The 22831-nt window shown below is 65.0% G+C and carries 15 protein-coding genes; 8 read left to right on the top strand and 7 right to left on the bottom strand.

Features of this window, described 5'->3' with window-relative positions:
- Positions 1 to 25: 25 nt before the first annotated feature.
- Positions 26 to 1198 carry an MFS transporter gene (locus FNV92_RS13970; RefSeq protein WP_143845977.1) on the bottom strand — a complete coding sequence of 391 codons (1173 nt, stop codon included), beginning with the start codon at positions 1196 to 1198 and terminating at the stop codon, positions 26 to 28.
- 186 nt (positions 1199 to 1384) lie between these two features.
- Between FNV92_RS13970 and thrS the strand changes: the two genes are divergently transcribed.
- A complete protein-coding gene (gene thrS, locus FNV92_RS13965; protein ID WP_143845978.1) occupies positions 1385 to 3433 on the top strand; it encodes a threonine--tRNA ligase in 2049 nt (682 codons plus the stop codon).
- Here thrS and FNV92_RS13960 read toward each other — a convergent pair.
- Positions 3430 to 4272 (bottom strand): hypothetical protein, encoded by an 843-nt coding sequence (locus FNV92_RS13960; RefSeq protein WP_143846321.1) that lies wholly within the window; start codon positions 4270 to 4272, stop codon positions 3430 to 3432. The genes thrS and FNV92_RS13960 overlap by 4 nt on opposite strands.
- Positions 4273 to 4653: 381 nt before the next feature.
- Between FNV92_RS13960 and FNV92_RS13955 the strand changes: the two genes are divergently transcribed.
- The 3 genes from FNV92_RS13955 to FNV92_RS13945 all read left to right on the top strand — a co-directional run bounded on the left by FNV92_RS13955 (position 4654) and on the right by FNV92_RS13945 (position 10555).
- Positions 4654 to 8553 carry an autotransporter domain-containing protein gene (locus FNV92_RS13955; RefSeq protein ID WP_143845979.1) on the top strand — a complete coding sequence of 1300 codons (3900 nt, stop codon included), beginning with the start codon at positions 4654 to 4656 and terminating at the stop codon, positions 8551 to 8553.
- A gap of 115 nt (positions 8554 to 8668) precedes the next feature.
- Positions 8669 to 9232 (top strand): nitroreductase family protein, encoded by a 564-nt coding sequence (locus FNV92_RS13950; RefSeq protein ID WP_168213840.1) that lies wholly within the window; start codon positions 8669 to 8671, stop codon positions 9230 to 9232.
- Positions 9233 to 9295: 63 nt separating this feature from the next.
- A complete protein-coding gene (locus FNV92_RS13945; protein ID WP_143845981.1) occupies positions 9296 to 10555 on the top strand; it encodes a serine hydrolase domain-containing protein in 1260 nt (419 codons plus the stop codon).
- Here the strand turns inward: FNV92_RS13945 and FNV92_RS13940 are convergent.
- Positions 10541 to 13006 carry a putative bifunctional diguanylate cyclase/phosphodiesterase gene (locus tag FNV92_RS13940; RefSeq protein ID WP_143845982.1) on the bottom strand — a complete coding sequence of 822 codons (2466 nt, stop codon included), beginning with the start codon at positions 13004 to 13006 and terminating at the stop codon, positions 10541 to 10543. The two genes, FNV92_RS13945 and FNV92_RS13940, sit on opposite strands and share 15 nt — an antisense overlap.
- Before the next feature lie 1228 nt (positions 13007 to 14234).
- Between FNV92_RS13940 and FNV92_RS13935 the strand changes: the two genes are divergently transcribed.
- Positions 14235 to 15575: an acyl-CoA dehydrogenase family protein gene (locus tag FNV92_RS13935; RefSeq protein WP_143845983.1), complete on the top strand. Its 1341-nt coding sequence runs from the start codon at positions 14235 to 14237 to the stop codon at positions 15573 to 15575.
- On the opposite strand, the gene FNV92_RS13930 is transcribed toward FNV92_RS13935, so the two are convergent.
- On the bottom strand, positions 15539 to 16168 hold the full coding sequence (locus FNV92_RS13930) for a helix-turn-helix transcriptional regulator (RefSeq protein WP_094895492.1): 630 nt from the start codon (positions 16166 to 16168) through the stop codon (positions 15539 to 15541). The genes FNV92_RS13935 and FNV92_RS13930 overlap by 37 nt on opposite strands.
- A 256-nt stretch (positions 16169 to 16424) precedes the next feature.
- On the opposite strand from FNV92_RS13930, the gene FNV92_RS13925 reads away from it, so the two are divergent.
- Complete coding sequence (locus FNV92_RS13925) at positions 16425 to 17771, top strand: acyl-CoA dehydrogenase family protein (RefSeq protein WP_143845984.1); 1347 nt, start codon at positions 16425 to 16427, stop codon at positions 17769 to 17771.
- A gap of 53 nt (positions 17772 to 17824) precedes the next feature.
- On the opposite strand, the gene FNV92_RS13920 is transcribed toward FNV92_RS13925, so the two are convergent.
- Entirely contained in the window at positions 17825 to 18676 is an 852-nt protein-coding gene (locus tag FNV92_RS13920) for a LysR family transcriptional regulator (RefSeq protein ID WP_143845985.1), read from the bottom strand.
- Positions 18677 to 18780: 104 nt separating this feature from the next.
- Between FNV92_RS13920 and FNV92_RS13915 the strand changes: the two genes are divergently transcribed.
- Entirely contained in the window at positions 18781 to 19773 is a 993-nt protein-coding gene (locus tag FNV92_RS13915; protein WP_168213725.1) for a zinc-dependent alcohol dehydrogenase family protein, read from the top strand.
- A 33-nt stretch (positions 19774 to 19806) separates the two neighbouring features.
- On the opposite strand, the gene FNV92_RS13910 is transcribed toward FNV92_RS13915, so the two are convergent.
- Positions 19807 to 20001 (bottom strand): hypothetical protein, encoded by a 195-nt coding sequence (locus FNV92_RS13910; protein WP_041748818.1) that lies wholly within the window; start codon positions 19999 to 20001, stop codon positions 19807 to 19809.
- Positions 20002 to 20464: 463 nt separating this feature from the next.
- Positions 20465 to 21541, bottom strand: coding sequence for a hypothetical protein (locus FNV92_RS13900; protein ID WP_143845986.1), 1077 nt, complete (start codon positions 21539 to 21541; stop codon positions 20465 to 20467).
- A gap of 242 nt (positions 21542 to 21783) precedes the next feature.
- Here FNV92_RS13900 and FNV92_RS13895 point away from each other — a divergent pair, with 242 nt between their 5' ends.
- Positions 21784 to 22824, top strand: a complete 1041-nt coding sequence (locus FNV92_RS13895; protein WP_143845987.1) for a patatin-like phospholipase family protein — start codon at positions 21784 to 21786, stop codon at positions 22822 to 22824.
- Positions 22825 to 22831: the final 7 nt, after the last annotated feature.

The raw sequence follows: 22831 nt of genomic DNA, 5'->3' as shown, positions 1-22831 counted from the left end.
CCTTGCGCACGGGAATACGCGGGGTTCATGCCGTCGCGGCGCCCGGTTGCGGCCGGGTGAGGATCACAAGGACCAGCGCCAGTACGACGAAGCTGGCCGCGACGAAGCCGAGCGGATGCAGGAGATCGCGGGCGAACAACAGCCCGCCGATGGCGGAGCCGACGGCCTGGCCGATATAGAGCACGGAGGTGTTGAGCGCGACGGTCGCCGATGCAAGCGGCGGCGCGGCCGCGACCAGCCGCACCTGCTGCATCGAATTGGTCGAGGCAAAGCCGAGGCCCCAGATTGCGACCGCGATCGCCATCCAGGGGAGCGTGCCGGCGCCGAGCGCCCAGCCCGTGATGCCCGCGAGCAGCAGGCAGGTGAACAGCAGCGAGGTGCGATACGGCCCCCAGGTGTCGACGATACGGGTCGCGATGACGACACCGAGGAAGCCGCAGACGCCGTAGATGCCGAACACCATGCCGATCGCATCAGGGCCGGCATCGGTGAGCTTCTTGAGCAGAGGGCCCATGAAGGTGAACACCACGAACTGCCCGGCCATCTGCAGCATCGTGATCGCAAGCAGCAGCAGGATCGTCCTGCTGCGGCCGACCGCGCTCCATGTCTTCAGATCCACCGGCGTGCCCTTCAAGCCGGCCGGCAGGCGCAGCAACAACAGCAGGAAACTGACGCAGCCGAGCGCGCCGATCCCACCATAGGCCGCGCTCCAGCCATAGCGGCTGGCGATGAAGGTGATCAGCGGCAGGCCGACGGCGGCCGCAAGCGACCAGCCGAGAAAGATATAGGCGATCGTGCTGCCCCGCCGCTCCACCGGCACGATCAGCGCCGCTGTGCCGGCGGCCTGCGGCGTGTAAAGCGCGCCGACCGCGAGCATCATCAGGCGGATGACGAGGAGGCTGGCGTAGTCGGGCGCAAATGCCGAGGCGAGATTACCAATGGCGAGCACCGCGAGCGTCGTGGCGAGCAGCGTCCTCCGTTCGATGCGGCTGGTGAGCCAGGCCGTGAGCGGCGAGCCGATGCACAGCGTGATCGCGCCAAAGGTGATCAGAAGCCCTGCCGCATGGATGCTGATGCCGAGCCCGGCCGACAATTCCGGCAGCATCCCCGCCGGCGCAAGCACCGAGCAGCCGGTGACGAGATTGCCAAGCATCAGGGCGGTCGGCGTGAAACGGGCCGCGGCAGGCGAATTTTCCATGCAACTGCATGTAGAGCAGGCCCGAGACCTGTTAAAGGGCACCGCGCGAAATAGTTGGGGCACCGTCTCGGCTTTACGCTCCACTTTCTTGGAAATGCCCGATTGCACAGGCCGAATCGCCTGATATATCGCTCGTTCCCGCTTACCTGCGCTCGTTCGCAGGAGTGAGCCTCAGGAGAAAAAGCAATGACCGACCAGCCCAAATCCGAGTCCGGCTTCCAGTACAGCCTCAGCAATCTCAGGCCCGTGACCCCGCCAGAAAAGATTACCCTCACCTTCCCCGACGGCGCCCGGCGCGAATACGCCAAGAGCATCACCGGCCTCGAGCTCGCCAAGGGCATCTCACCGTCGCTGGCCAAGCGCACGGTCGCAATGGCGCTCGACGGCGTGGTCTGCGACCTCGACGACCCCATCGAAGCCGATGCCAAGATCGAACTGATCAACCGCGACGATCCGCGCGCGCTCGAGTTGATCCGCCACGACTGCGCCCACGTGTTGGCGGAGGCCGTGCAGACGCTGTGGCCGGGCACGCAGGTCACCATCGGCCCCGTGATCGAGAACGGATTCTACTACGACTTCTTCCGCAACGAGCCGTTCACCCCGGAAGACTTTGCCGCGATCGAGAAGAAGATGCGCGAGATTGTCGCGCGCGACAAACCGTTCACCAAGGAAGTGTGGGATCGCGAGAAGACCAAGCAGGTGTTCCGCGACAAGGGCGAGGCCTTCAAGGTCGAGCTGGTCGACGCCATTCCCGGCAATGAGCCGATCAAGATCTACTACCAGGGCGACTGGTTCGACCTGTGCCGCGGCCCGCACATGACTTCGACCGGAAAGGTCGGAAACGCCTTCAAGCTGATGAAGGTGGCCGGCGCCTATTGGCGCGGCGACTCTAACAACCCGATGCTGACCCGCATCTACGGCACGGCCTTCGCCAAGCAGGAGGATCTCGACGCTTACCTCAAGCAGATCGAGGAAGCCGAGAAGCGCGACCATCGCAAGCTCGGGCGCGAGCTCGACCTCTTCCACTTCCAGGAGGAAGGCCCGGGCGTCGTGTTCTGGCACGCCAAGGGCTGGACGATCTTCCAGCAACTGATCGCCTATATGCGCCGCCGCCTGACCGGCGACTACAGCGAGGTCAACGCGCCGCAGATCCTCGACAAGTCCCTGTGGGAGACCTCGGGACATTGGGGCTGGTACCGCGAGAACATGTTCGCGGCGCAGTCGGCCGGCGACGAGGCCGAGGACAAGCGCTGGTTCGCGCTCAAGCCGATGAATTGTCCGGGCCACGTGCAGATCTTCAAGCATGGTCTGAAAAGCTACCGCGACCTGCCGCTGCGCCTCGCCGAATTCGGCGTGGTACATCGCTACGAGCCTTCCGGCGCCATGCACGGATTGATGCGCGTGCGCGGCTTCACTCAGGACGACGCCCACATCTTCTGCACCGAGGACCAGCTCGCGGACGAGTGCCTGAAGATCAACGATCTGATCCTGTCGACCTATGCCGATTTCAGCTTCACCGGCGACCTGACGGTGAAGCTCTCGACCCGGCCGGAGAAGCGCGTCGGCACGGACGCGATGTGGGACCACGCCGAGCGCGTGATGGCGACGGTGCTGCGCGAGATCCAGGCGCAGAACAACCACATCAAGACTGAGATCAACCCGGGCGAAGGTGCCTTCTACGGACCCAAGTTCGAATATGTGCTGCGCGATGCCATCGGCCGCGACTGGCAGTGCGGCACCACGCAGGTCGACTTCAACCTGCCGGAGCGGTTCGGCGCGTTCTACATCGACCATGACGGCGGCAAGAAACCGCCGGTGATGGTGCACCGCGCGATCTGCGGCTCGATGGAGCGCTACATCGGCATCCTGATCGAGCACTATGCAGGCAACTTCCCGCTCTGGCTCTCGCCGGTGCAGGCGGTGGTCACCACCATCACCTCGGAAGGCGACGAATACGCCAAGCAGGTGCTGGAGCAGGCCCGTCGCGCCGGGCTGCGGGTCGAGATCGACCTGCGCAACGAGAAGATCAACTACAAGGTCCGCGAGCATTCGCTGGCCAAGATTCCGGCGCTGCTCGTGGTCGGCAAGAAGGAGGCCGAGACGCATTCGGTCTCGGTCCGCCGGCTCGGCAGCGACGGCCAGAAGGTGATGACGACAGCCGAGGCGATCGCCGCTCTGGTCGAGGAAGCGACGCCGCCCGATATCCAGCGGATGCGCGCTGCCTCAGCGGCTTAAACAGCCGTTGCGGTCAGCACAGACGGCTCGGCGCCCCCGGTACGGGCGCCGAGCGCCTCGTCCGCGCATTGCGCGAGGTAGAGGTACATGGTCGCGAACATCGCCTCCAGCGCGTCACGGCCGCGCGGCAACAGCCTGACTTCGTTGTTTGCAGCTCCGCTGCGCATCAGCAATTGCCTGGCCTCGGCCTCTCGCAGCAGTGACGAGACGTGCTTGCGCGAGACCCCGAAATCCTTCGCCAACGCATTGATCGAAAGCTGTACAGGCGCTGCGGGAGGAAATCCGTCACTCGCGTTGCCCGACAGCGCGAGACTGAACAGGATGACGAAGCCTGCGTTGCGTTCGGCGAACGGCTCGAGGTCAGGCGCGTTGTCGAGGACGCGAAGACCGGTGACGAACCGGTGGCCGAGCGCGATCGCGAAGGCTTCCGTGAAGGCGGGGTCGTTCCTGACAGCAGCGAGATAGTCCGCGGCTTGCGGAACGAGGCCCTGCATCGCCTCGAAATGCAGCCCCCAGCGCGACCGATGCAAAGCGAGCAGCTTTTCGGTCGGGATCAGCAAACGCCTGCGCCGATCGGGATCGGTCGCGGCCGCCAGCAGCCCGCCGGCGCGCATCAACACCAGCAGCGCCTCGCAGCGGCCGCGGCTGCACAGTCCGAGCTGCATACAGAGATCCTTCATGGCGCCAACGGTCAGGCCGGGCCGACCGTGATCCGTTCCACAAAAATGCAGGTAGAGCGCGACATGGGTGAACAGCGCGCGCGCCCGGTCGCTCAGCAGCAGGTTGAGGAGCGTGTTGGTCCGGTAGATCGCCACCGCCCCCGCGGCCGACAGGCGCATCGCCCGCGGAAAATTCGGAAGACGCCGCAGCTCAGCGACGGCATTTGACGACAATGTGGGCTGTGCGACGGACATTCCAGAGACGGGACTGAGAGCGTGTGTCATCTCCGTTCGCACAACCCAGATGTTGCACACAAGCCTCACATTGTCGCTGTTGGACGATCCACCCAAAAAGTCGCAGTTCTAGCCGCACGACGCCGCAGGTAACTCCTAATGGACATTTGCCGCTCCGCAGGAGCGGAGCCGAAGACGCTGCAGGGTCTGCATTGGGCGTCTTTGCGCAAGGGGGTGACGTTGCCGGCCGCTCACGCATTACATCGCGACCCTCCGGGATGCAGCCGGAGGCGGCCGAGGCTGTCCTACCTGACAACTGCCGTCGTCTTGGCGCTCGTCGCCGCCAGCCCCGCTCTGGCGCAGACCACCCGCGGCGGTTCGGGCGGCAGCAACAGCCCAGGTTTCACCAATGGCGGGCTGAGCTCGGCGACCGGCGCGGGGGGCAACGGGACCGCTGGGACGAATCCGACCCGCGGCGGCGGCGGTGGTGGTGCGGGCGTGACCAGCGGCGCCGGCGGAAGTGACAGTACGGGCAACGTTTTGGGCGGCTCGGACACCGACAGTGACGGGAATGGCGACGACGGCGAGAATGGTGACTTCGTCACGAGCGGCGGCGGCGGCGCCGGCGGCGTTCACGGCGCGGTGGTGACGACCAGCACCACCAACTCGGCGACCGTTGCCGGCACCCGCGGCGGCAAAGGCGGCACGACGACCGGCACCAATCGCGCCGGCGGCGGCGGCGGGGCTGGCGGCTATGGTGTCGTCGTTGATGGCAGTGCTCTCACCTATACGAACGGAAGTACCGGGATCATCCGCGGCGGCAACGGCGGCGCCGGCGGCGCTAACACGTTGAGCGACGGCTTTGGCGGAAACGGCGGCGACGGCGGCATCGGTGTTTTCCTGACCGGCAGCAGCGTCCTCAACAACGCGGGCAGCATTTCCGGCGGAACCGGCGGCAACGGAGGTAATGCGCTGGCCGGTACATCAGCCAACGCCGCGGGCGACGGCGGCAATGGCGGAATCGGCGTCTATGCCAGCGGTCCAGCGACAATCATCAATTCCGGCAGTATCATGGGTGGCACGTCCGGTGACGCCGGCACCGCAAGCTCCGCTTTTGCGAGTGCGGCGGGCGCACCTGGCACTGCGGGCGTAGCCATCCTTGGCGCCGACTTGACTGTGATCAACAGCGGCACGATCTCGGGCGGCCTGCAAACAGGCGGCTGGGGCCCTGTTAACGCCATCACCTTCACCGGCGGTAGCAACATCCTGGAGCTCCGGGCGGGATCAGTCATCACCGGCAACGTCGTCGGCACCGGCACGGATACCTTCCGCCTCGGGGGCGCCACCGACAGCAGCTTCGATGTCTCCAGCATCGGCCCGGCCGCGCAGTATCAGGGCTTCTCGACTTTCGTGAAGACCGGGACCAGCACCTGGACGCTAACTGGAACGACGACTGCGGCGACGCCCTGGAGCATCAACCAGGGTACGCTGGAGGTGTCGTCCGACGCTAACCTCGGCGCGGCGTCCGGCGGGCTCTCGTTCGACGGCGGCACCTTGCGATTTCTCGCCGGCTTCACCACCAGCCGCGTCGTCACGCTGAACAGCGGCGGCGGCAGTTTCGACACCAACGGCAACGATGCGACGCTGGCAGGTGACATCGGCGGCGCCGGCGGGCTGACCAAGATCGGCCTTGGCACCTTGTCGCTGTCGGGAGCCAGCTCCTACACCGGCGCGACCCACGTTGACGCCGGCACATTGCAGGCGGGTGCCACTGGAGCATTTTCGTCCGTCAGCGCCTTCACGGTCGCCGGCGGCGCAACGCTCGACCTCAACGGTTTTGACCAGACGATCGGCTCGCTCGCAGGCGCCGGCAGCGTCACGCTGGGCGCGGCAACGCTGACAGCAGGCGGCGACGATAGCAGCACGACCTTCTCCGGCACGATCTCCGGAAGCGGCGGCTTCACCAAGGACGGCAGCGGCACCCTGCTGCTCTCCGGCGCGAATTCCTATGCGGGCGCGACCAACGTGAATGCCGGCACCCTGCGCGCGGGTGTGGCCGACGCATTCTCGTCCGGCAGTGCCTTCACGGTGGCAGGCGGCGCGACGCTCGATCTCAACGGTTTCAACCAGATCATCGGCTCGCTCGCGGGCGGCGGCAACGTTACGCTGGGGAGCGCGATGCTGACCGCCGGCGGCGACGATAGCAGCACGACCTTCTCGGGCACGATCTCCGGAACCGGTGGCTTCACCAAGGACGGCAGCGGCACTATCGCGTTTTCCGGCACGAATTCCTACACGGGAGCGACAGCCATCAACGCCGGCACAATGAGGGCGGGCGCGACCGGAGCATTCGCGTCAACCAGCGCCTTCACGGTCGCCAGCGGCGCGACGCTCGATCTCAACGGCTTCAACCAGACCATCGGCTCGCTCGCAGGCGCAGGCGCCGTCACGCTGAGCGCAGCAACGCTCACGGCCGGCGGTGACAACAGCAGCACAACCTTCTCGGGTACGATCTCGGGCAGCGGCGGCCTGACCAAGGCCGGAAGCGGCACGCTGCGGCTGACCGGGACCAGCACCTATACTGGCGCAACCATCATCGATGGCGGTACACTTGACGTCGAAGGCACCCTCGCCAGCACCTCGGCCGTGACGGTGAACGCCGGCGGCACGCTAACCGGTGCGGGCATCGTCGACCCACCTCTCACGATCACTATCAATGCCGGCGGAACATTGGCGCCGGGCAACGGTTCGCCGGGCTCGTCGATGACGATCGACGGCAATCTCGCCATGCAATCCGGCGCGACCTATCGGGTGCAGCTCGATCCGTCGGCCGCATCGATCGCGACCGTCAGCGGCACCGCCTCGCTCGGCGGCGCAACCGTGAATGCCGTGTTCGCCAACGGCGGCTATATCAGCAAGACCTATACGATCCTGACCGCCGGCGGCGGCATCTCCGGCACGTTCGCACCGGGCGTCGTCAGCACCAACCTGCCGTTCGGTTTCACGACCAGCTTGAGCTACAACGCCAACGACGCCTATCTCAATCTCGTGCTGTCGTTCGCCATTCCATCCGGATTGAACGGCAATCAGCAGGCGGTCGCCAACGCCCTCACCGACTTCTTCAATCGCAACGGCGGCATCCCGGCCGTCTACGGCGCGCTCACCCCGGCGGCCCTGACCCAGGCGTCCGGCGAGACCGGGACAGCCGCACAGCAGGCGACGTTCGATGCGATGGGCCGCTTCGTCGGACTGCTCACCGATCCGACCGCAACGGGCGTCGGTCATACCGGAGGCGTGAGCCGTTTTGCGGACGAGCGCACCACCCGGACGACGGATGCCTTTGCAAGGCTGCCTGTCGCCCCGGCCAGCAGCTTCGAGCAGCGCTGGAATGTGTGGGCGGCCGGCCTCGGCGGCGCTCAATCCACGAGCGGCAACTCAGCCGCCGGATCGAACGACGCGACGAGCCGGACTTATGCCGTCGCGGCCGGCGCCGACCACTGGCTTTCGCCGCAGACGGTGACGGGCTTTGCTCTGGCCGGCGGCGGCACCAGCTTCGGCGTCAATGGTCAAGGCTCCGGCCGCTCCGACCTGTTTCAGGCCGGCGTCCATCTGCGCCATACCGAGAGGGCCGCCTTCATTGCTGCCGCCCTCGCCTATGGATGGCAGGACATCACCACCGACCGCACGGTGACCATCTCCGGCGCCGATCGATTGCGTGCCAGCTTCAAGGCCAATGCATGGGCGGGCCGCATCGAGAGCGGCTATCGCTTCGTCCTGCCCGTCAGCGGCGGCCTCGGCCTCACGCCTTACGCGGCAGCGCAAGCCGTTCTGTTCGATCAGCCGGCCTACGCAGAACAGGTCGTCTCCGGCGCGTCGACATTTGCGCTGAACTACGCAGCCAGGCGCGTGGCCGACAGCCGCACTGAACTGGGGTTGCGCAGCGACAGATCCTGGGCGCTGTCCGACGGCGTCCTCGCCTTGCGCGGCCGCCTCGCCTGGGCGCATGATTTCAATCCTGCCCGTTCGGCGGTGGCCGGGTTCACGGTCTTGCCCGGCGCGAGCTTCACCGTGAGCGGCGCAGCGCTGGCGCGCGACTCCGCGCTCACGACCACGTCGGTCGAGATGACATGGGCCAGCGGCTGGTCCGCCGCCGCGACATTCGAGGGCGAGCTTTCCACCGTCACCCGCGCCTATGCCGGCAAGGGCGTCGTGCGCTTTGCCTGGTGAAGCCGGGCATCGGGCAGCACCGATCACAATCGGTCTAATTGGGCCTCCATGGCCTCGTGGCGAGCAGGATCGCATGCTAATGCGTGGCTCAATCGACCCCATGAGAGTGACACCCGTGCCCGACGCCATCGAACTCCTGAAGACCCGCCGCTCGGTCAAGCCGCGCGAGATGACCGGGCCCGGCCCCTCCCCGGCCGAGCTCGAGACCATCCTCACCATCGGCGCGCGCGTGCCCGACCACGGCAAGCTTGCGCCCTGGCGCTTCATTATCTTCGAGGGCGACGGCCGCCAGCGCGCCGGCGAGGTGATCGCCAAGGTGTTTGCCCGCAAGAATCCCGGCGCGCCCGCGGCCGACATCGAGACCGAGCGCAAGCGCCTCACCGACGCCCCGCTGGTGATCGGCATCGTCAGCTTCACCAGGCCGCATCCGAAGGTGCCGGCGTTCGAGCAGGAACTATCGGCGGGCGCCAGCGCCATGAACATCGTCACGGCCGCGACCGCGCTCGGCTACGGCGCCTGCTGGCTGACCGGCTGGTTCTCGTTCGACCGCGACGTGCTGGATGGCCTTGGCCTCAAGCCGGACGAAAAGCTCGCCGGCCTCGTCCATATCGGCACGCCGACCAAGCCGAGCGAGGACCGTCCGCGACCGTTCCTTTCGGAAATCGTGACGCGTTTTTAATTGAAGTCTTGTTGACGCTTCTGACGTCTTGCGGCTTTGTTCCCGGCGAGGGAGGAAGCTAGGATGAAGCGTCGTGACTTTCTGGTTGGAGCCGCACTGCTCGCCGGCACGATGGCGCGAAGCCGCGCCGCCGACATCCCCGCTCCGTCGCCCGCGGGACTCGACCGCATCACGGCGTATTTTGACGACGAGGTCCGAAGCGGCCGGTTGCCGGGCGCCGTGATCCTGGTCCAGCAGCACGGCAAGCCGGTCTATTTCAAGACATTCGGCGTACGCGACACCAGGACCGGCCTCGCCATGACGCCGGACACGATCTTCGCCATCCACTCCATGACCAAGCCGATCACCTGTCTCGGCGCGATGATGCTGATCGACGAGGGCAAGCTTGCGCTCACCGACCCCGTGTCGAAATACGTCCCGCTCTTTGCCGGCACCAAGGTGGGCGTGGAGCCGGACGGCACCTCGAAGCTCCTGCTCGAGCCGCCAATCCGCCCTGTCAACATCGAGGATCTGCTGCGGCAGACCTCCGGCATCAGCTACGACTATATCGGCGCCCCCTGGGTGATGCAGGTCTACAAGGCCGCCGACATTTTCGAGGGGCCCTTCACCAACAGGCAATTCGCCGATCGCATCGCCCGGCTGCCGCTCACGCGCCAGCCGGGGACGCTGTGGCGCTACGGCCATTCCACCGACGTGCTCGGCGCCATCATCGAGATCATCTCGGGACAGACACTGTACGAATTCCTCAAGCAACGTATCCTTGATCCCCTCGGGATGAGCAGCACCAAATTCGTGCTGAAGACTCCCGAGGAGCGCGCGCGGATGGCGCGGCCGCTGCCGAGCGACCTGGTCCTGCTCGCTGGCGAGCGGGACCGCCTCGCCCATCCCGAATGGGAGTCGGGCGGCGGCGGGCTGCTCTCAACCATCACCGACTATCAGCGCTTCTCGCAGATGCTGCTCAATGGCGGCGCGTTCGAGGGCAAGCGTTATCTCAGCCCCGCAGCGTTCAAAGCCATGACGACCGATCATGTCGGGCCCGGCTCGGGTGTCGGACGCGACTATTTCTATTTCCCGGGCGACGGCTTCGGCTATGGCTACGGCATTGGTGTGCGCACAGATCCCGGCAATGCGAAGCCGCCGCCGGCGGGCTCGCTCGGCGAATTGAAATGGGACAGTGGCAGCGGCACCTATTTTGGCGTCGATCCCAAGCTCGGCATGGTCTACCTCATGATGCAGCAGACCCAGAACGAGCGCAGCCGCATCACGCCGGCCTTCAAGGCGCTGGTCTACGACTGCTTCCCTCCCGAGTTACGCCGCCCGTGACGCGCGCTGGCCGAAATCGGCGAGCAGCTTTGCGATCTCGACGGCGGGCCGCGCCGCGCTGAACAGGAAGCCCTGCACCTCGTTGCAGCCTTCGGCGCGCAGCCAGTCGAGTTGGTCCTCGGTCTCGACGCCTTCCGCGGTCGTGGTGATGTTGAGGCTGCGGCCGAGCCCCGAGATCGCGCGCACGATCGCGCCGCAATCGGGCCGCAGCGCCAGATCCTTGACGAAGGAGCGGTCGATCTTGATCTTGTCGAACGGGAAGCTGCGGAGATAGCTGAGGCTGGAATAGCCGGTGCCGAAATCATCCATGGAGATGCCGACGCCGAGCTCGCGCAACTGGTGCAATATTGCGAGATTGGCATCGGTCTCGGCCAGGAAGATCGATTCGGTGATCTCGAGCTCGAGCCGCTTCGGCGACAAGCCGGATTGCGCCAGCGCCGAGATCACGACTTGCACCAGATTGCGGCTGCGGAATTGCGCCGGCGACAGATTGACCGCGACCTTGATCTCGGCGGGCCATTTCACCGCCTCGGCGCAGGCTTCGCGCAGCACCCATTCGCCGAGCTGGGTGATCAGGCCAATGTCTTCGGCCACCGGAATGAACTCCGCCGGCGAGATCATGCCCTTGTCGGGGTGATGCCAGCGCAGCAGCGATTCGAAGCCGGAGATGCGGTCGGAGGCGATCGACACCAGCGGCTGGTAGTGCAGCTCGAACTCGCCATTGGCAAACGCGCGGCGCAGATCGAGCTCCATGTCGCGGCGCTTCTGCGCCTGAAGGTCCATCTCGCGCTCGAAGAAGTGATGCACGCCGCCGCCGCCGTCGGACTTGGCCCGGTACAGCGCCATGTCGGCGTTGCGCATCAACTCCTCCGACGTCGTGCCATCGCCCGGCGACAGCGCGATGCCGATGCTGGCGCCGATCACCATCTCCTGGCCGTCGAGATCGTACGGCGCCTTCAGCATGTCGATCAGCAGCGTGGCACAGGCGCTGGCTTCGTTTGGCGAGACGTCGGCCGCGAGGATCACAGCGAATTCATCGCCGCCAAGCCGTGCCGCGAGATTGGCACCGCGGACCGCGGTGGTCAGACGTTCGGCAACTTCCTTCAACAGGCTGTCGCCCACCGGGTGGCCGAAGGAATCGTTGATGTTCTTGAACAGGTCGAGGTCGATATAGAGCACGCCGACCCTTTTTCCGCCGGCCTGGTCGAGCGCCTGCTTCAGGCGTTCCTGGAAATACTCGCGGTTCGGCAGGTCGGTGAGCCCGTCATGGTGCGCCATGTGGGCGATGCGCGCCTCGGCCTTGCGCCGCTCGGTGATGTCGACCACCGCGACCAGATAGCCGTCGCGGTCGTCGAAGGCGACGCGGCGGCCGAAGGTGAGTACCTCGATCTCGCTGCCGTCGGCGCGCAGATGCCGCCAATTGCGCGAGGAATGATAGGTGTCGCCGATGCGTTCGAGCGCTTCGGCATGGCTGTCCCATTCGTCCTGCGGCCAGATCGCGTGCAGCGTCATCTGCAGGAATGCCTCGCGGCTGTAGCCGTAATGCTGGACCGCGGCGTCGTTGACGCTGAGGAATTCCCTGGTCTGCGCGTCGAACACCCACATCGGCATCGGATTGTGGTCGAACAGCAGTCGGAACGAGGCGTCGCGCCGCTTCAGCGCAGTGACGTCGGAGATCGTCAGCGAAACCACATCGGCGAATGCGGTGGCGCTCAATCGAAGATTCCGTCCTTCGCTCTCGATCTCGAGCTGCTCGCCGCGGCCGCAGGAGACGGCCTTGAGCAGGAACTTGATGATGTCGGGCGAGGCAAGCCAATTGCCGCCCTCGCCGATCCGGCGCCACAACAGGCCGGCGCCTGCGGCTTTCAGCAGCATCGCGGCGCTCTTGTTGTGATGCACGATCTGGAGATCGAACGGCTTGCCGCCGGCATCACGCAGCATCGCCAGCGAGATGACCGCGTCGTCGGTCGAGGAGAAGATCGCGTCCAGCAGATTGTATTGCGTGCCGCGCTCGTTGACATAGGCGCCGACCAGCGTGGCGCCCCAGCGCGAGGAGGTCGGCAGCGCCAGCAGATCGTAGGTCCTGACCATGCCGTCGCGCACGCAATACGCGCTGGCCTGGTGCGGCCGTCCGCTCTTCAGCGCGTTGGCCGCCGCTTCCGACAGCGCCGTGGCGCAATCGGGCGACAGCTCGGCGACCGGGATGTCCCAGCGTTCCTCGCCGAGCCATTTCTGCACGTAGCGTCCGCTGCGCGACAATTCGAGCGCACCGTCGTTCTTCAGCAGCGCGATATGGTCGGCGAGCCGTCCGAGGCTGCCGAGCATCACGTCCTCATAGCGCGGCAGCCGGTCGCCCGGCTTCAACGCGGCACGCCATTTGCGCTGAAGCACCGGGATGTCGTCGAACATTTCGGTGGCCGGTTTTCCCGGCATCTTCTTCGCGGCAGTCATCGCAGTCCCCAACGCACTTTCTCGCCGCATCCAATGCAGCCACGCTTAATGCCGTGTAAAAAGGACGCAGGCGCGGGTTCCATTTGGCGATTATGACGGTTTTAAATCGGGCGTTGGTTAGTGGGCGTTAGAAACTGTGACAGTTATGCGAAGGCACCCTCACACCGACGGAGCGTGCAATAGCGGCATGCACTCCGCTCTCGTGTCCCGGACCCGCAGCAGCCTCGCCGCGGCGACAGTGTCCATTCCGTCATCCTGAGGTGCGAGATTTGCGATGCGATAGCCTCGCAAGTCGAGCCTCGAAGGATGAACGGCCGAGATGCAGCCGGGCCGTCGCCCTTCGAGGCTCGCCGAAGAGGCGAGCACCTCAGGGTGACGGTGATAGGCAAGTACCCATCCTGCGGCTTGCTGAAGCGTTAGACACAGTTTCGCATCCTCGCGGCGTGTTTCGCCCGAGCCTTGCCAGGTCGTCTCACCCTCAAATGAAAGAGGGCGCAGGGAAGACCGGGTGCCGGCCGGGCACCCACGGTCCACTGTGCGAAAGGTGGCAACAAGAATTTGCACAGCGGCATACAGGTGAAGCCAAACATCCGGCCTTCCCTGCGCAGTGGTTTGACGGCTTATGTCGTACTCTCCTCGGGGAGCGATGCACTATTGCCCCCGTCGCCATGCGGCTAACGATGCGCGCGCCCGGTCGGGCCGCCACATCACCGCAACGCTTGACGCCAGCCTGCGGGCGCCAGGACCACACGATTTTGCCGTACGTGGATCACACCGGTCGTGCGCGCGACGCCTTCGCTCACGGTTGCCCGCCCTGCGATCACCGTCGCACCAGTGTGGCCCACGTCCACCGCCGTCCGGCCCGCGTTCGTGACGATCGCGATACGCCCCTCTTCCTTGGGCCGGAGTGCGCGCAATATCCGCCTATTCCGAAATTCTGTAAAGGCGAATATTTTTGGCCGCGCTGATTGACCGATGGCTTGGGTGTTTTGCCCGACAGGTCGTCAAATTCTAGTAGGCCCAATGATGCGCAGCCCTGGCCGGGCTACGGAAAGCCGCCTGTTGTCTCCCGTGCGAGCAAGGCGGATCGCCGGGAAGGTGCGCTGCCGTACCGACTGCTGCGCCCGGCCTCCTTCTCGCGTGCCTATCAATAGGCCACGGTTGCACACAATAAGAACAACCGCGAGGACTTTAGATATGTAAAACTGTTTTAACCGACGGAGCGACGATGCCGATCGATTTTACGCTGACGTCTTATCAGCGGCGCCTGCAACGGATGGCCCGCGAGTTCGCCAACGAAATCCTTGGTCCGCTGGTGCGCCCGGCCGACGAAGATCCCGATCCGCAGAAGGCTTTCCAGTCGATCAAGGGCGCTTACGTGGAAAGCTACAAGCTCGGCTTCGCTACCGGGTTCATTCCCAAGAAGTACGGCGGCGGCGGCATCTCAAACGTCGATCTTCAGATCGTGGTAGAAGAACTCTGCGCAGTCGATCCGGGCTTCGCTACCATCCTGCTCGTCAACGGACTGGCCTTGATGCCTCTGGTCTGGTTCGCCAACGAACGGCAGAAGCAACAATGGCTGGTGCCCGCGACCAGCGATCCGCGCGGTGAATATTTGGCCGGATGGACCGTGAGCGAAGCTGCCGGGACCCCCGGGGGAACGGCGAATTTCGACGGCCCGGCATCCCTTCCCGCCGGCATCGCGTTGACCGCTGTGCACGACAAGAAAAACGGCGAGTACATCCTCAACGGACGAAAGCACTGGCCGGCGAACGCCGGTGGTTGGGATTTGCAGGGCGCAGACGCCAATGTCTGCATCGTTCGGACCACGCCCGAGGCCGAAGGATCCCGCGCGCTGAGTGCTATCATCATTCCACGCGGGACCCCTGGCATCACCTACGAGCCGCCGATCAGCAAACTTGGGCACCGCATCTGCCAGAACAATTCCGTTGTGTTTTCGGACTGCCGTGTGCCGGAGGAAAACGCGTTCGCCGTAGGAAACGGCGATCTCGTGGTCAACAAGGCCTTCACCTGGTCGGGACCGGTGGCCGCGATCGCGTCCGTCGGTGTGGCGCGGTCCGCCTACGAGTACGCGCTATCGTGGTCCAAAAAGTATACCGGCGGGGGAGACAAGCCGATCATCAACCACCAGGTCGTGGCCTACACGCTGGCGGAGGTCGCGATGAAGGTCGAGGCCGGACGCGCGTTCGCGTGGAAGGCGGCCCATTATCACGACCTTCACGACGCAAATGGCCATGCGATCGGCCCGATGTCCAAGGTGTTTTGCAGCGAAATGCTGTTCAACGCCGTGTTTCAGGCGATGAAGGTCGTCGGCGTCAACGCACTGGACACCTCCAATCCTCTCGGGCGCTATCTCCGCGAAGCCTCGGTTTTCCCGCTCTATGACGCCGGCAATGTCGGCATGCAGATGCGGAAGATCTGTGCGGTCATGGCCGATCCCGCCTTCGACCCGCGCTCTATCGCGGCCTCGGCTGCAACGCCCTTCGGAAAGCAGGCACCCCCGCCAGATACTCAAGCCGTCGGCAGGAACCTGAAGCGGCAGGCCTGACCGCCGCGCTGCATGCATTCCTGATGCTCGATAGGCGCGCCCATCAGGCCGGACAGGAAACCGAGATCGAATTGGCAGACCTCGGTGTAGTCCTTCGAAAGATCATGGAATACGCAGTTCTTGCATTCGATGCGAGGAAGCTTCTCACCCTTGCCAGGCGAAGTGACGCGGGCCGCAAACCCGGTCTCGTTCATGATTTTCACGATCTCGACGACGCGCTCTACCCGGGTCTTTCCCACCAGACGGGGAATCGCCGCCGCCGACATGTCCACACCCAACTCGAACATGTAGGCGCCGAACTTCGACGCACCGATCTTCTTCCGCAAGCTCTCGAACATGACGCGCGAAAACCAGGAATAGCGTTTCGGAAACAGATCAATACCGCTTTCGGTCAAAGTATATAGAAAGCGTGGCCGGCCTCCGCTCTTCGAAGACGTGTGCTGCACGTATCCGGAACGCTCCATCCCCGAAAGATGCTGCTTCACCGCACTGCGCGTGAGATCCACCTCGCCGGCGAGTTCGTCCACCGTCAGTCCGGCCTTGGCTTCCAGAAGTTTCGCCAGCAGCTTTTGCTGGGTATCGCCGACGATCACGCAAAGCCTCCAATCATGGCTGCATCGCCAGATGTATTCGAAGAAACGGACCGGCGCTGCGTCAATTTCAGTCACATCATGCACAAAACGCCGACAGATTGCACGCGCCAAAAGCGCTTGCGTTACTTTAAACAGATTTAACTGCCTAAACTATCTTCTTGTCGTTTTGTCCCGATGTCCCATGATGGGAGCGTTGAAGCAGCCCGGCCGGCCTCGCCTCCAACGATCTTGAACGAGCAATCAACGGAGAACGCGAATGGCGATCGATTTCACGATGTCACCGGAGCAGCGGAAGATTCAGAAGTTTGCGCGGGAGTTTACGGAGAACATCCTCGCACCCGTCATCCCGGCGGCCGACAGGGAGCCGGACCCCATGCTGGCCTACCAGATGACCAAGGGCGCCTACATCGAGGCCTACAAGGCGGGCATCGCCATGGCCATGCTGCCAAAGCAATATGGCGGGGCGGAAATGTCCTGTCTGGACTACGTAATCGCTTGCGAGGAGATCACCTCCGTCGATCCCGGGTTCGCCTGCACCTGCCTTTGCAACGGTCTCGGCCTGATGCCGGTCCTCTGGTACGGCTCCGACGAACAAAAGAAGCGCTTCCTCGGCGAGGCAACGTCCGATCCAACCGGGACCTATCTGAGCGCCTGGACCGCGGGCGAACCGCCGGGCGGCACCGGCGGCACGGCGAATTTCGACAGCCCGCTGCCCAAGGCCGGAATCGGCATGACGGCGGTCAAGAAGGGCGACCGATTCATCATCAATGGCAAGAAGAAATGGTCGTCTTCCGCGGGCTGGGACGGACTGGGTACCAACACCCAGACCGCGATCATCCGGACCGACAGCAGCGTCGGCGGCACGGAAGGATTGTCTGCGATCGTCGTTGAACGCGGCACGCCGGGCATCACCTGGACGTTCCTCGACAAGGAAGGCCACCGGACCACGTCGAACGCATTTGTCGTGTTCGAGAATGCCGAGGTTCCTGTCGACAACCTGCTGCCCGGCGCCGCGGGGAACGGCGATCTCGTCATCAACCGCAACTTTGCCTGGTCTGGTCCGGTGGCAGCAATTGCCGCGGTCGGCGTAGCTCGGGCAGCCTACGAGGACGCGCTGAAATTCCTGAAGACCAACACGGCTGGATCGCTCACCCCGATCATCCGCTTCCAGAATGCCGGCTACATCATGGGCGACATCGCCGCCAAGATCGAATCCGCGCGATATTTTGCCTGGCGGGCCGCCGACTACCTCGACAAGCACTCCCAGCACGCCGAACTGATCGGCGCAATGTGCAAGATCAACGTTACCGAAACGATGATCGATTGCGTCTACAAATGCATGCAGATTGTCGGGGTCAACAGCCTCAGTACCGAGCACAAGTTCGGCAAATATCTTCGGGAGGCTTCCGTATTGCCGATCTACGACGGCGGCAACATGGGAATGCAGCGCCGCCGCGTGCACGGCATCATCGCGGATGAAAACTTCAATCCGCGCGCAATCATGGACGATGACTTCGTCAAGTTCGACAAGTCGATGGAAGCCATCGACACAGTCGCCGATCCCCTGCCCAGAACGCGCGGAATCATGGAAGCTGCGGAATAGAACTTTGGGACCGGCCTTTTCGAAGGTCGGTCCCCTTTTCCACGGACGCCCCACTACCCCGCCAACCGCTCGATCACCAGATCGAGCAGCGCGCGCAGGCGGGCGAGGCGCCTGAGATCGCGGTGATAGCCGATGAAGGTGTCGCGGCCGGGCGGCGGCGTACCGATGTCGAGCGCGACGAGGCGACGATCGCGATCGCCGAGCGGACGCGGCAACACGGCAAATCCGCCTCCGCTCGCGCACAATTCGGCCTGGGCCTGCCGGTTGTTGCTGCGCGAGGCGATGTCCGCATTCGGCAGCGTGCGCTTCAGCCAGACTGCATCGGGCATGTCGGCGAATTCGGCGTTCATGGTGACGACGCGGACGCCGCTGCCGTCGCCGGCGCGGGGCGGCTTGCTGCCTTTCCTGCCATAGAGAGCGTAGGGAATGTGCAGCAGCTTGCGGGAGATCACCTCGGGCTCGTCGAACCGCTTGATGCGGAAGACGAGGTCGGCCTCGCGACGCGGCAGGCTGTAGAGCCGCGCATCGGTCAGGAGCTCGACCGTCACCTTGGGATGAAGCTTCCCGAACGCGGCGATCACCGGCGACAGCATCACCGTCCCGAACCAGTCCGACGACGACAGCCGCAACAGGCCGTCGAGCTGCGTCTCTGCACCGGAAGCGTGCCGCGCAAGCGCGATCGCCTCCTGCTCGATCCGCTCGGCATGGCGCAGCACGGCAGTGCCTTCGTCGGTCAGCACGAAGCCATCGGCGGTGCGCTGGAACAGCGTCTGTCCGAGCGCGGCCTCGAGCGCGCGAAGCCGCCGTCCCATGGTCGGCTGGGTCTGGCCGATCTTTCGCGCGGCTGCGCCGAGCGTGCCTTCGCGCGCAATCGCCAGGAAGATGCGCAGATCGCTCCACTCCATCGAAATCCCCACCATACAAAACTGTATGAATATCGTACATCCTTGTTCCTTCCCATGCAAAATATCATGAGCATATTGGAGGCCGACAACGGAGCAGAACGATCATGACGAGACCATCGACGATGCGCGCGGCCATCCTGGAAACACACAACGCACCGCTGCGCATCTCAACCATCTCCACGCCCGGGATCGGCCCGGGAGAGGTGCTGGTGCGGGTCCATGCGAGCGGGGTCAATCCGCTCGACACCAAGATCCACGCTGGTGCCGCGGCGCATGCACGCCATCCGCTGCCCGCCATTCCCGGAATCGATCTTGCTGGCGTGATCGAGCGCACCGGGGGCAACGTGACGCGGTTCAAGCCGGGCGACGAAGTCTATGGCATGACCGGCGGCGTCGGCGGCGTGCCGGGATCGCTGGCCGAATTCGCCGCTGTCGATGCCGAGCTGCTGGCGCTCAAGCCCGCCAATCTCAGCATGCGGGAAGCGGCCGCCCTGCCCCTCATTGTCATCACGGCCTGGGAAGGCCTGATCGACCGCGCGATGTTGAAGGCCGGCCAGAAGGTGCTGATACATGGCGGCGCCGGTGGCGTCGGCCATGTCGCGATCCAGATCGCGCGCGCCTTCGGAGCGAAGGTGTTCGCGACCGGCTCGCCATCGCAACGTGCGACGATCGAAGGTTACGGCGCCGTCTTCATCGACCGCGACGTTGCCCTCGAGGCTTACGTTGCAGAGCATACCGGAGGCTACGGCTTCGACGTCGTCTACGATACCGTCGGCGGCAAGGTGCTCGATGCCTCCTTTGCGGCGGTGCGCCGCTTCGGCCATGTCGTGAGCGCGCTCGGCTGGGGCACGCATGCGCTGGCGCCGCTCTCGTTCCGCGCCGCCACCTATTCCGGCGTGTTCACGCTGCTGCCGCTGCTGTCAGGCGAAGGCCGCGCGCATCACGGGGAGATCATGGCGGAGGCGACGCGGCTGGTTGAAGCCGGCAAGCTGATGCCGCAGCTCGACGCCAGGCACTTTACGCTGGAGAACGTAGGCGATGCCTACGCGCTGATCCGCGATCACGCGACGAAGGGCAAGCTGGTCGTTGATGTCTGAGGTGGAGGACGGAGCTGCGCAGCCATCGCGCAGCTAGTCCTCGCTGGACGCCGCGAAACGCTTGTGCAGATAGGCTTGTGACAACAGGAAGAACAATGCGCGCTCGCCATGATATTTGGCGGACGGCCGCGTGCGCTCGAAGCCATCGGCAAATATCTTGCCGGACTGGTCGCACACCTGCCATCGCCAACCAAACCGCTTACGCCTGGTGAGGATCACTTCATACATGCCGACGGGCTTGGTCCCCTGTTTCGTGCCAGTCTCGCAGGTGCACGAGCCTGCTCCGACCTCCCTCATATGAAGGATAGCCGACATATAACGCAGCGGGACGGAAAGAGAATAAAATTGATTATCGGAAATACGTATGTTGCACCGGCTTTGACGAAGTCGCGGCGCCGACGGAATAAGCTGGCGCTGCCGGTGTTGTGTGCCGCCAATGCGGCCTGACAGCGCTGCCCCGGGTATTCAAATCAGAACACAGGAGGACGTCCGGTAAGCGAATGCTCACCGGACGTTCACTGCTGGCCAGCGCAATGTGCGCCGGCGTCACCCTATTTGGCTGCGGCTTTCGCCGAGCAGGTCAACGACGGTCTGGTTGGATTTACGTGCGCTGGATGAGAACCGCGGTACGATGTTGCGGAAGTCGGTCGCGTCGAACGTCGTGCTCTCGCTGATCGCGCCGGTGAGAAGTCTACCGCGCCACGACTTCGACTTCGCCGTCGACGCCGTTCACAACGTTGAAGCCGCGCTCGTAGACCTTGCCCTCGTTCTTGGCGATGGCGCGGTATTCGCCTTCGGAGAGCACGACGCGCGGGAAGGCGCCGATCGATTCCTTGATGACGTCGCCGCCCGGCGTCAGCACCGACCAGGCGGTGTTGGCAAGCGCCTCGCCACCCCTGTCGCTGACGAGCTTGAGCGTGATCACGGCGGCGCGGTGGGTGATGGTGACGTCGGTGAGCTTGCCGGCCTGGACGCGGATGTCCGAGCGCACCACCGAGTTGGCGTCGCCGTAGTTGGAGATGATGTAGTAGGTACCCTCCGGCAGCAGCACGACGTCGCCGGCGGCGACGTTCGGCACCAGCGAGGCACGCTCGCCGGATTCGAACTGGCTGCCCTTGTAGATCGCGAACGAGATCTGGTTCAGCGGAATGCGGCTGGTGCCGACGCGGCCCTCGATGCGCAGGCCGCCGGCCGGCAGCACGAAGGATTCGCGGTCGGTCTCCGCCTTCAGGCTGACGGTGCGCACCGCGCTGACGAGGCCGAAGGCGACGTGCACGACGTAATTGCCGGGCGGCAGCACGATGTTCGGCGTGGCGCTGCGGTCCTCGCGGATCAGCTTGAAGGTGCCGTTCTCGTCGGGACGATCGGCAAACACCCGCCAGACCAGACCGCTGGTGATCGCAGGAGAGTCCTTGCCGTATTTGGCGGTCAGCGACAGCACGCCCTGTCCGGGCACGGCGGCATTGAGCGGCGGAGCCGACGGCACGGTGGTGACCGCGGGCGGCGGCATGCTGGGCGTATTCGGCTGCATCAGGGTCGGCGGCAGGCTCGGGGGGCCGGCACCGGGACCGGAGGGCGGCGCCAGGCTGACGGCGCCGCCGGGGTCGGGCACCGAGGCGGGGGGCACCGGCGGCGGGCGATCGGAGAAAAGCTGGGCCTGCGCGGCGCTTTGGCCGAGCAGCGGCAGCAGGCACGCAGCAAGCAGCAGCGCCGGCAGCAGCCTGCCGCTGCGCCGCGATCCGATGATGCCGTCACCCCCGCGTGTCATGCCACCTGCTTTTCACCGAAAACGCGGCAAATTCAAGCCTCTGATATCCCAGGAAATACGGCCTATCAGGTTCTATGGAACCGGTTGACGCCTGCGTGATGAGAGATGAGGCAACCCGCCCTCGCCACACTGCTGCCCCCTTGCGTTCCGAACGGTATAAACCATGCTTCGCCGTCGTTCTGGCGAAGCGGGAGTACGGTGCCTACTCTGATGTGAGGGCTGGCCCGGGTAGGAGAGTTTCGGTGCTGGATATCTTGAAGGGTCGGGGCGCGAACGGCTCCAATGGCGAAAAGATCGGACTTGGCAGCATTCGCAAGCCGGTCATTGGCCTTGCGCTCGGAGGCGGTGCCGCGCGCGGCTTTGCCCATATCGGCATCCTCCGAACCCTCTCTGCCAACGGCATCATGCCCGATGTCGTGGTCGGCACCTCGATCGGCGCCGTGGTCGGCGGCCTCTATGCGGCCGGCCGGCTCGACACGCTGGAAGAATGGGGACTGGGCCTGCAGGGGATGCGCAACATCCTCGGCTATCTCGACATCCGCCTGACCGGCTCCGGCCTGATCGGTGGCGAGAAGCTCGCAACCCGGCTCGAGGAGGCGGTCGGCCAGACCCTGATCGAGGACCTGCCCATCAAGTTCGCGACCGTCGCGACCGAGGTCCGCACCGGCCATGAGATCTGGCTGACGCGCGGCCGCGTGGTCGACGCGATGCGCGCCTCCTACGCCCTGCCCGGCATCTTCTCGCCGGTGCTGGTCGGCGACCGCTGGCTGGTCGATGGCGCGCTGGTGAATCCGGTGCCGGTCTCGGCGGCCCGGGCGCTCGGCGCCGAAATCGTCATCGCTGCAAATCTTTCCAGCGACATCTTCACCCATTCCACGACGATCTATTCGCACGGCGCGATGCCCGCGCCGGCCGCGCCGGAGGCCGAGGAGACGACAGCCAAACGGCGCTTTCCGCGCCTGTTCTCGGCGGAGAAGACCATGAAGCGCGAGTTCTTCGGCGGCGGCGGCCGGCCCGGCATCTCCTCGGTGATGGTGGATGCCTTTAACATCATGCAGGACCGCATCACCCGCGCGCGCCTCGCCGGCGATCCGCCGGACCTGCTGATCTCGCCGCGGGTCGGCCAGTTCGGCTGGTTCGACTTCCACCGCGCCGAGGATCTGATCGCGCACGGCGCCCGCGCGGCCGAGCGCGCACTGGAGTCGATCCAGGAGGCGATCGAGGTGCTGGCGCCGGCGCCCGCTGGTCATGCGCCTAAAGCCGGCGGTCAAGGCGGCGCGTAAAGTCCGG

The organism is Bradyrhizobium cosmicum, assembly GCF_007290395.2.
Taxonomy (GTDB): domain Bacteria; phylum Pseudomonadota; class Alphaproteobacteria; order Rhizobiales; family Xanthobacteraceae; genus Bradyrhizobium; species Bradyrhizobium cosmicum.
Note: the sequence above shows the minus strand (reverse complement) of the source record. Positions and strands in the feature narration are given on the sequence as shown.

Coding starts and splice junctions, on each gene's coding strand:
- FNV92_RS13945 (WP_143845981.1), top strand. CDS start 9,296: ATGAAGCGTCGTGACTTTCTGGTTGGAGCCGCACTGCTCGCCGGCACG.
- FNV92_RS13910 (WP_041748818.1), bottom strand. CDS start 20,001: ATGTATGAAGTGATCCTCACCAGGCGTAAGCGGTTTGGTTGGCGATGG.
- FNV92_RS13900 (WP_143845986.1), bottom strand. CDS start 21,541: ATGACACGCGGGGGTGACGGCATCATCGGATCGCGGCGCAGCGGCAGG.
- FNV92_RS13960 (WP_143846321.1), bottom strand. CDS start 4,272: ATGCGCCTGTCGGCCGCGGGGGCGGTGGCGATCTACCGGACCAACACG.
- FNV92_RS13920 (WP_143845985.1), bottom strand. CDS start 18,676: ATGGAGTGGAGCGATCTGCGCATCTTCCTGGCGATTGCGCGCGAAGGC.
- FNV92_RS13925 (WP_143845984.1), top strand. CDS start 16,425: ATGGCGATCGATTTCACGATGTCACCGGAGCAGCGGAAGATTCAGAAG.
- thrS (WP_143845978.1), top strand. CDS start 1,385: ATGACCGACCAGCCCAAATCCGAGTCCGGCTTCCAGTACAGCCTCAGC.
- FNV92_RS13915 (WP_168213725.1), top strand. CDS start 18,781: ATGACGAGACCATCGACGATGCGCGCGGCCATCCTGGAAACACACAAC.
- FNV92_RS13940 (WP_143845982.1), bottom strand. CDS start 13,006: ATGACTGCCGCGAAGAAGATGCCGGGAAAACCGGCCACCGAAATGTTC.
- FNV92_RS13970 (WP_143845977.1), bottom strand. CDS start 1,198: ATGGAAAATTCGCCTGCCGCGGCCCGTTTCACGCCGACCGCCCTGATG.
- FNV92_RS13935 (WP_143845983.1), top strand. CDS start 14,235: ATGCCGATCGATTTTACGCTGACGTCTTATCAGCGGCGCCTGCAACGG.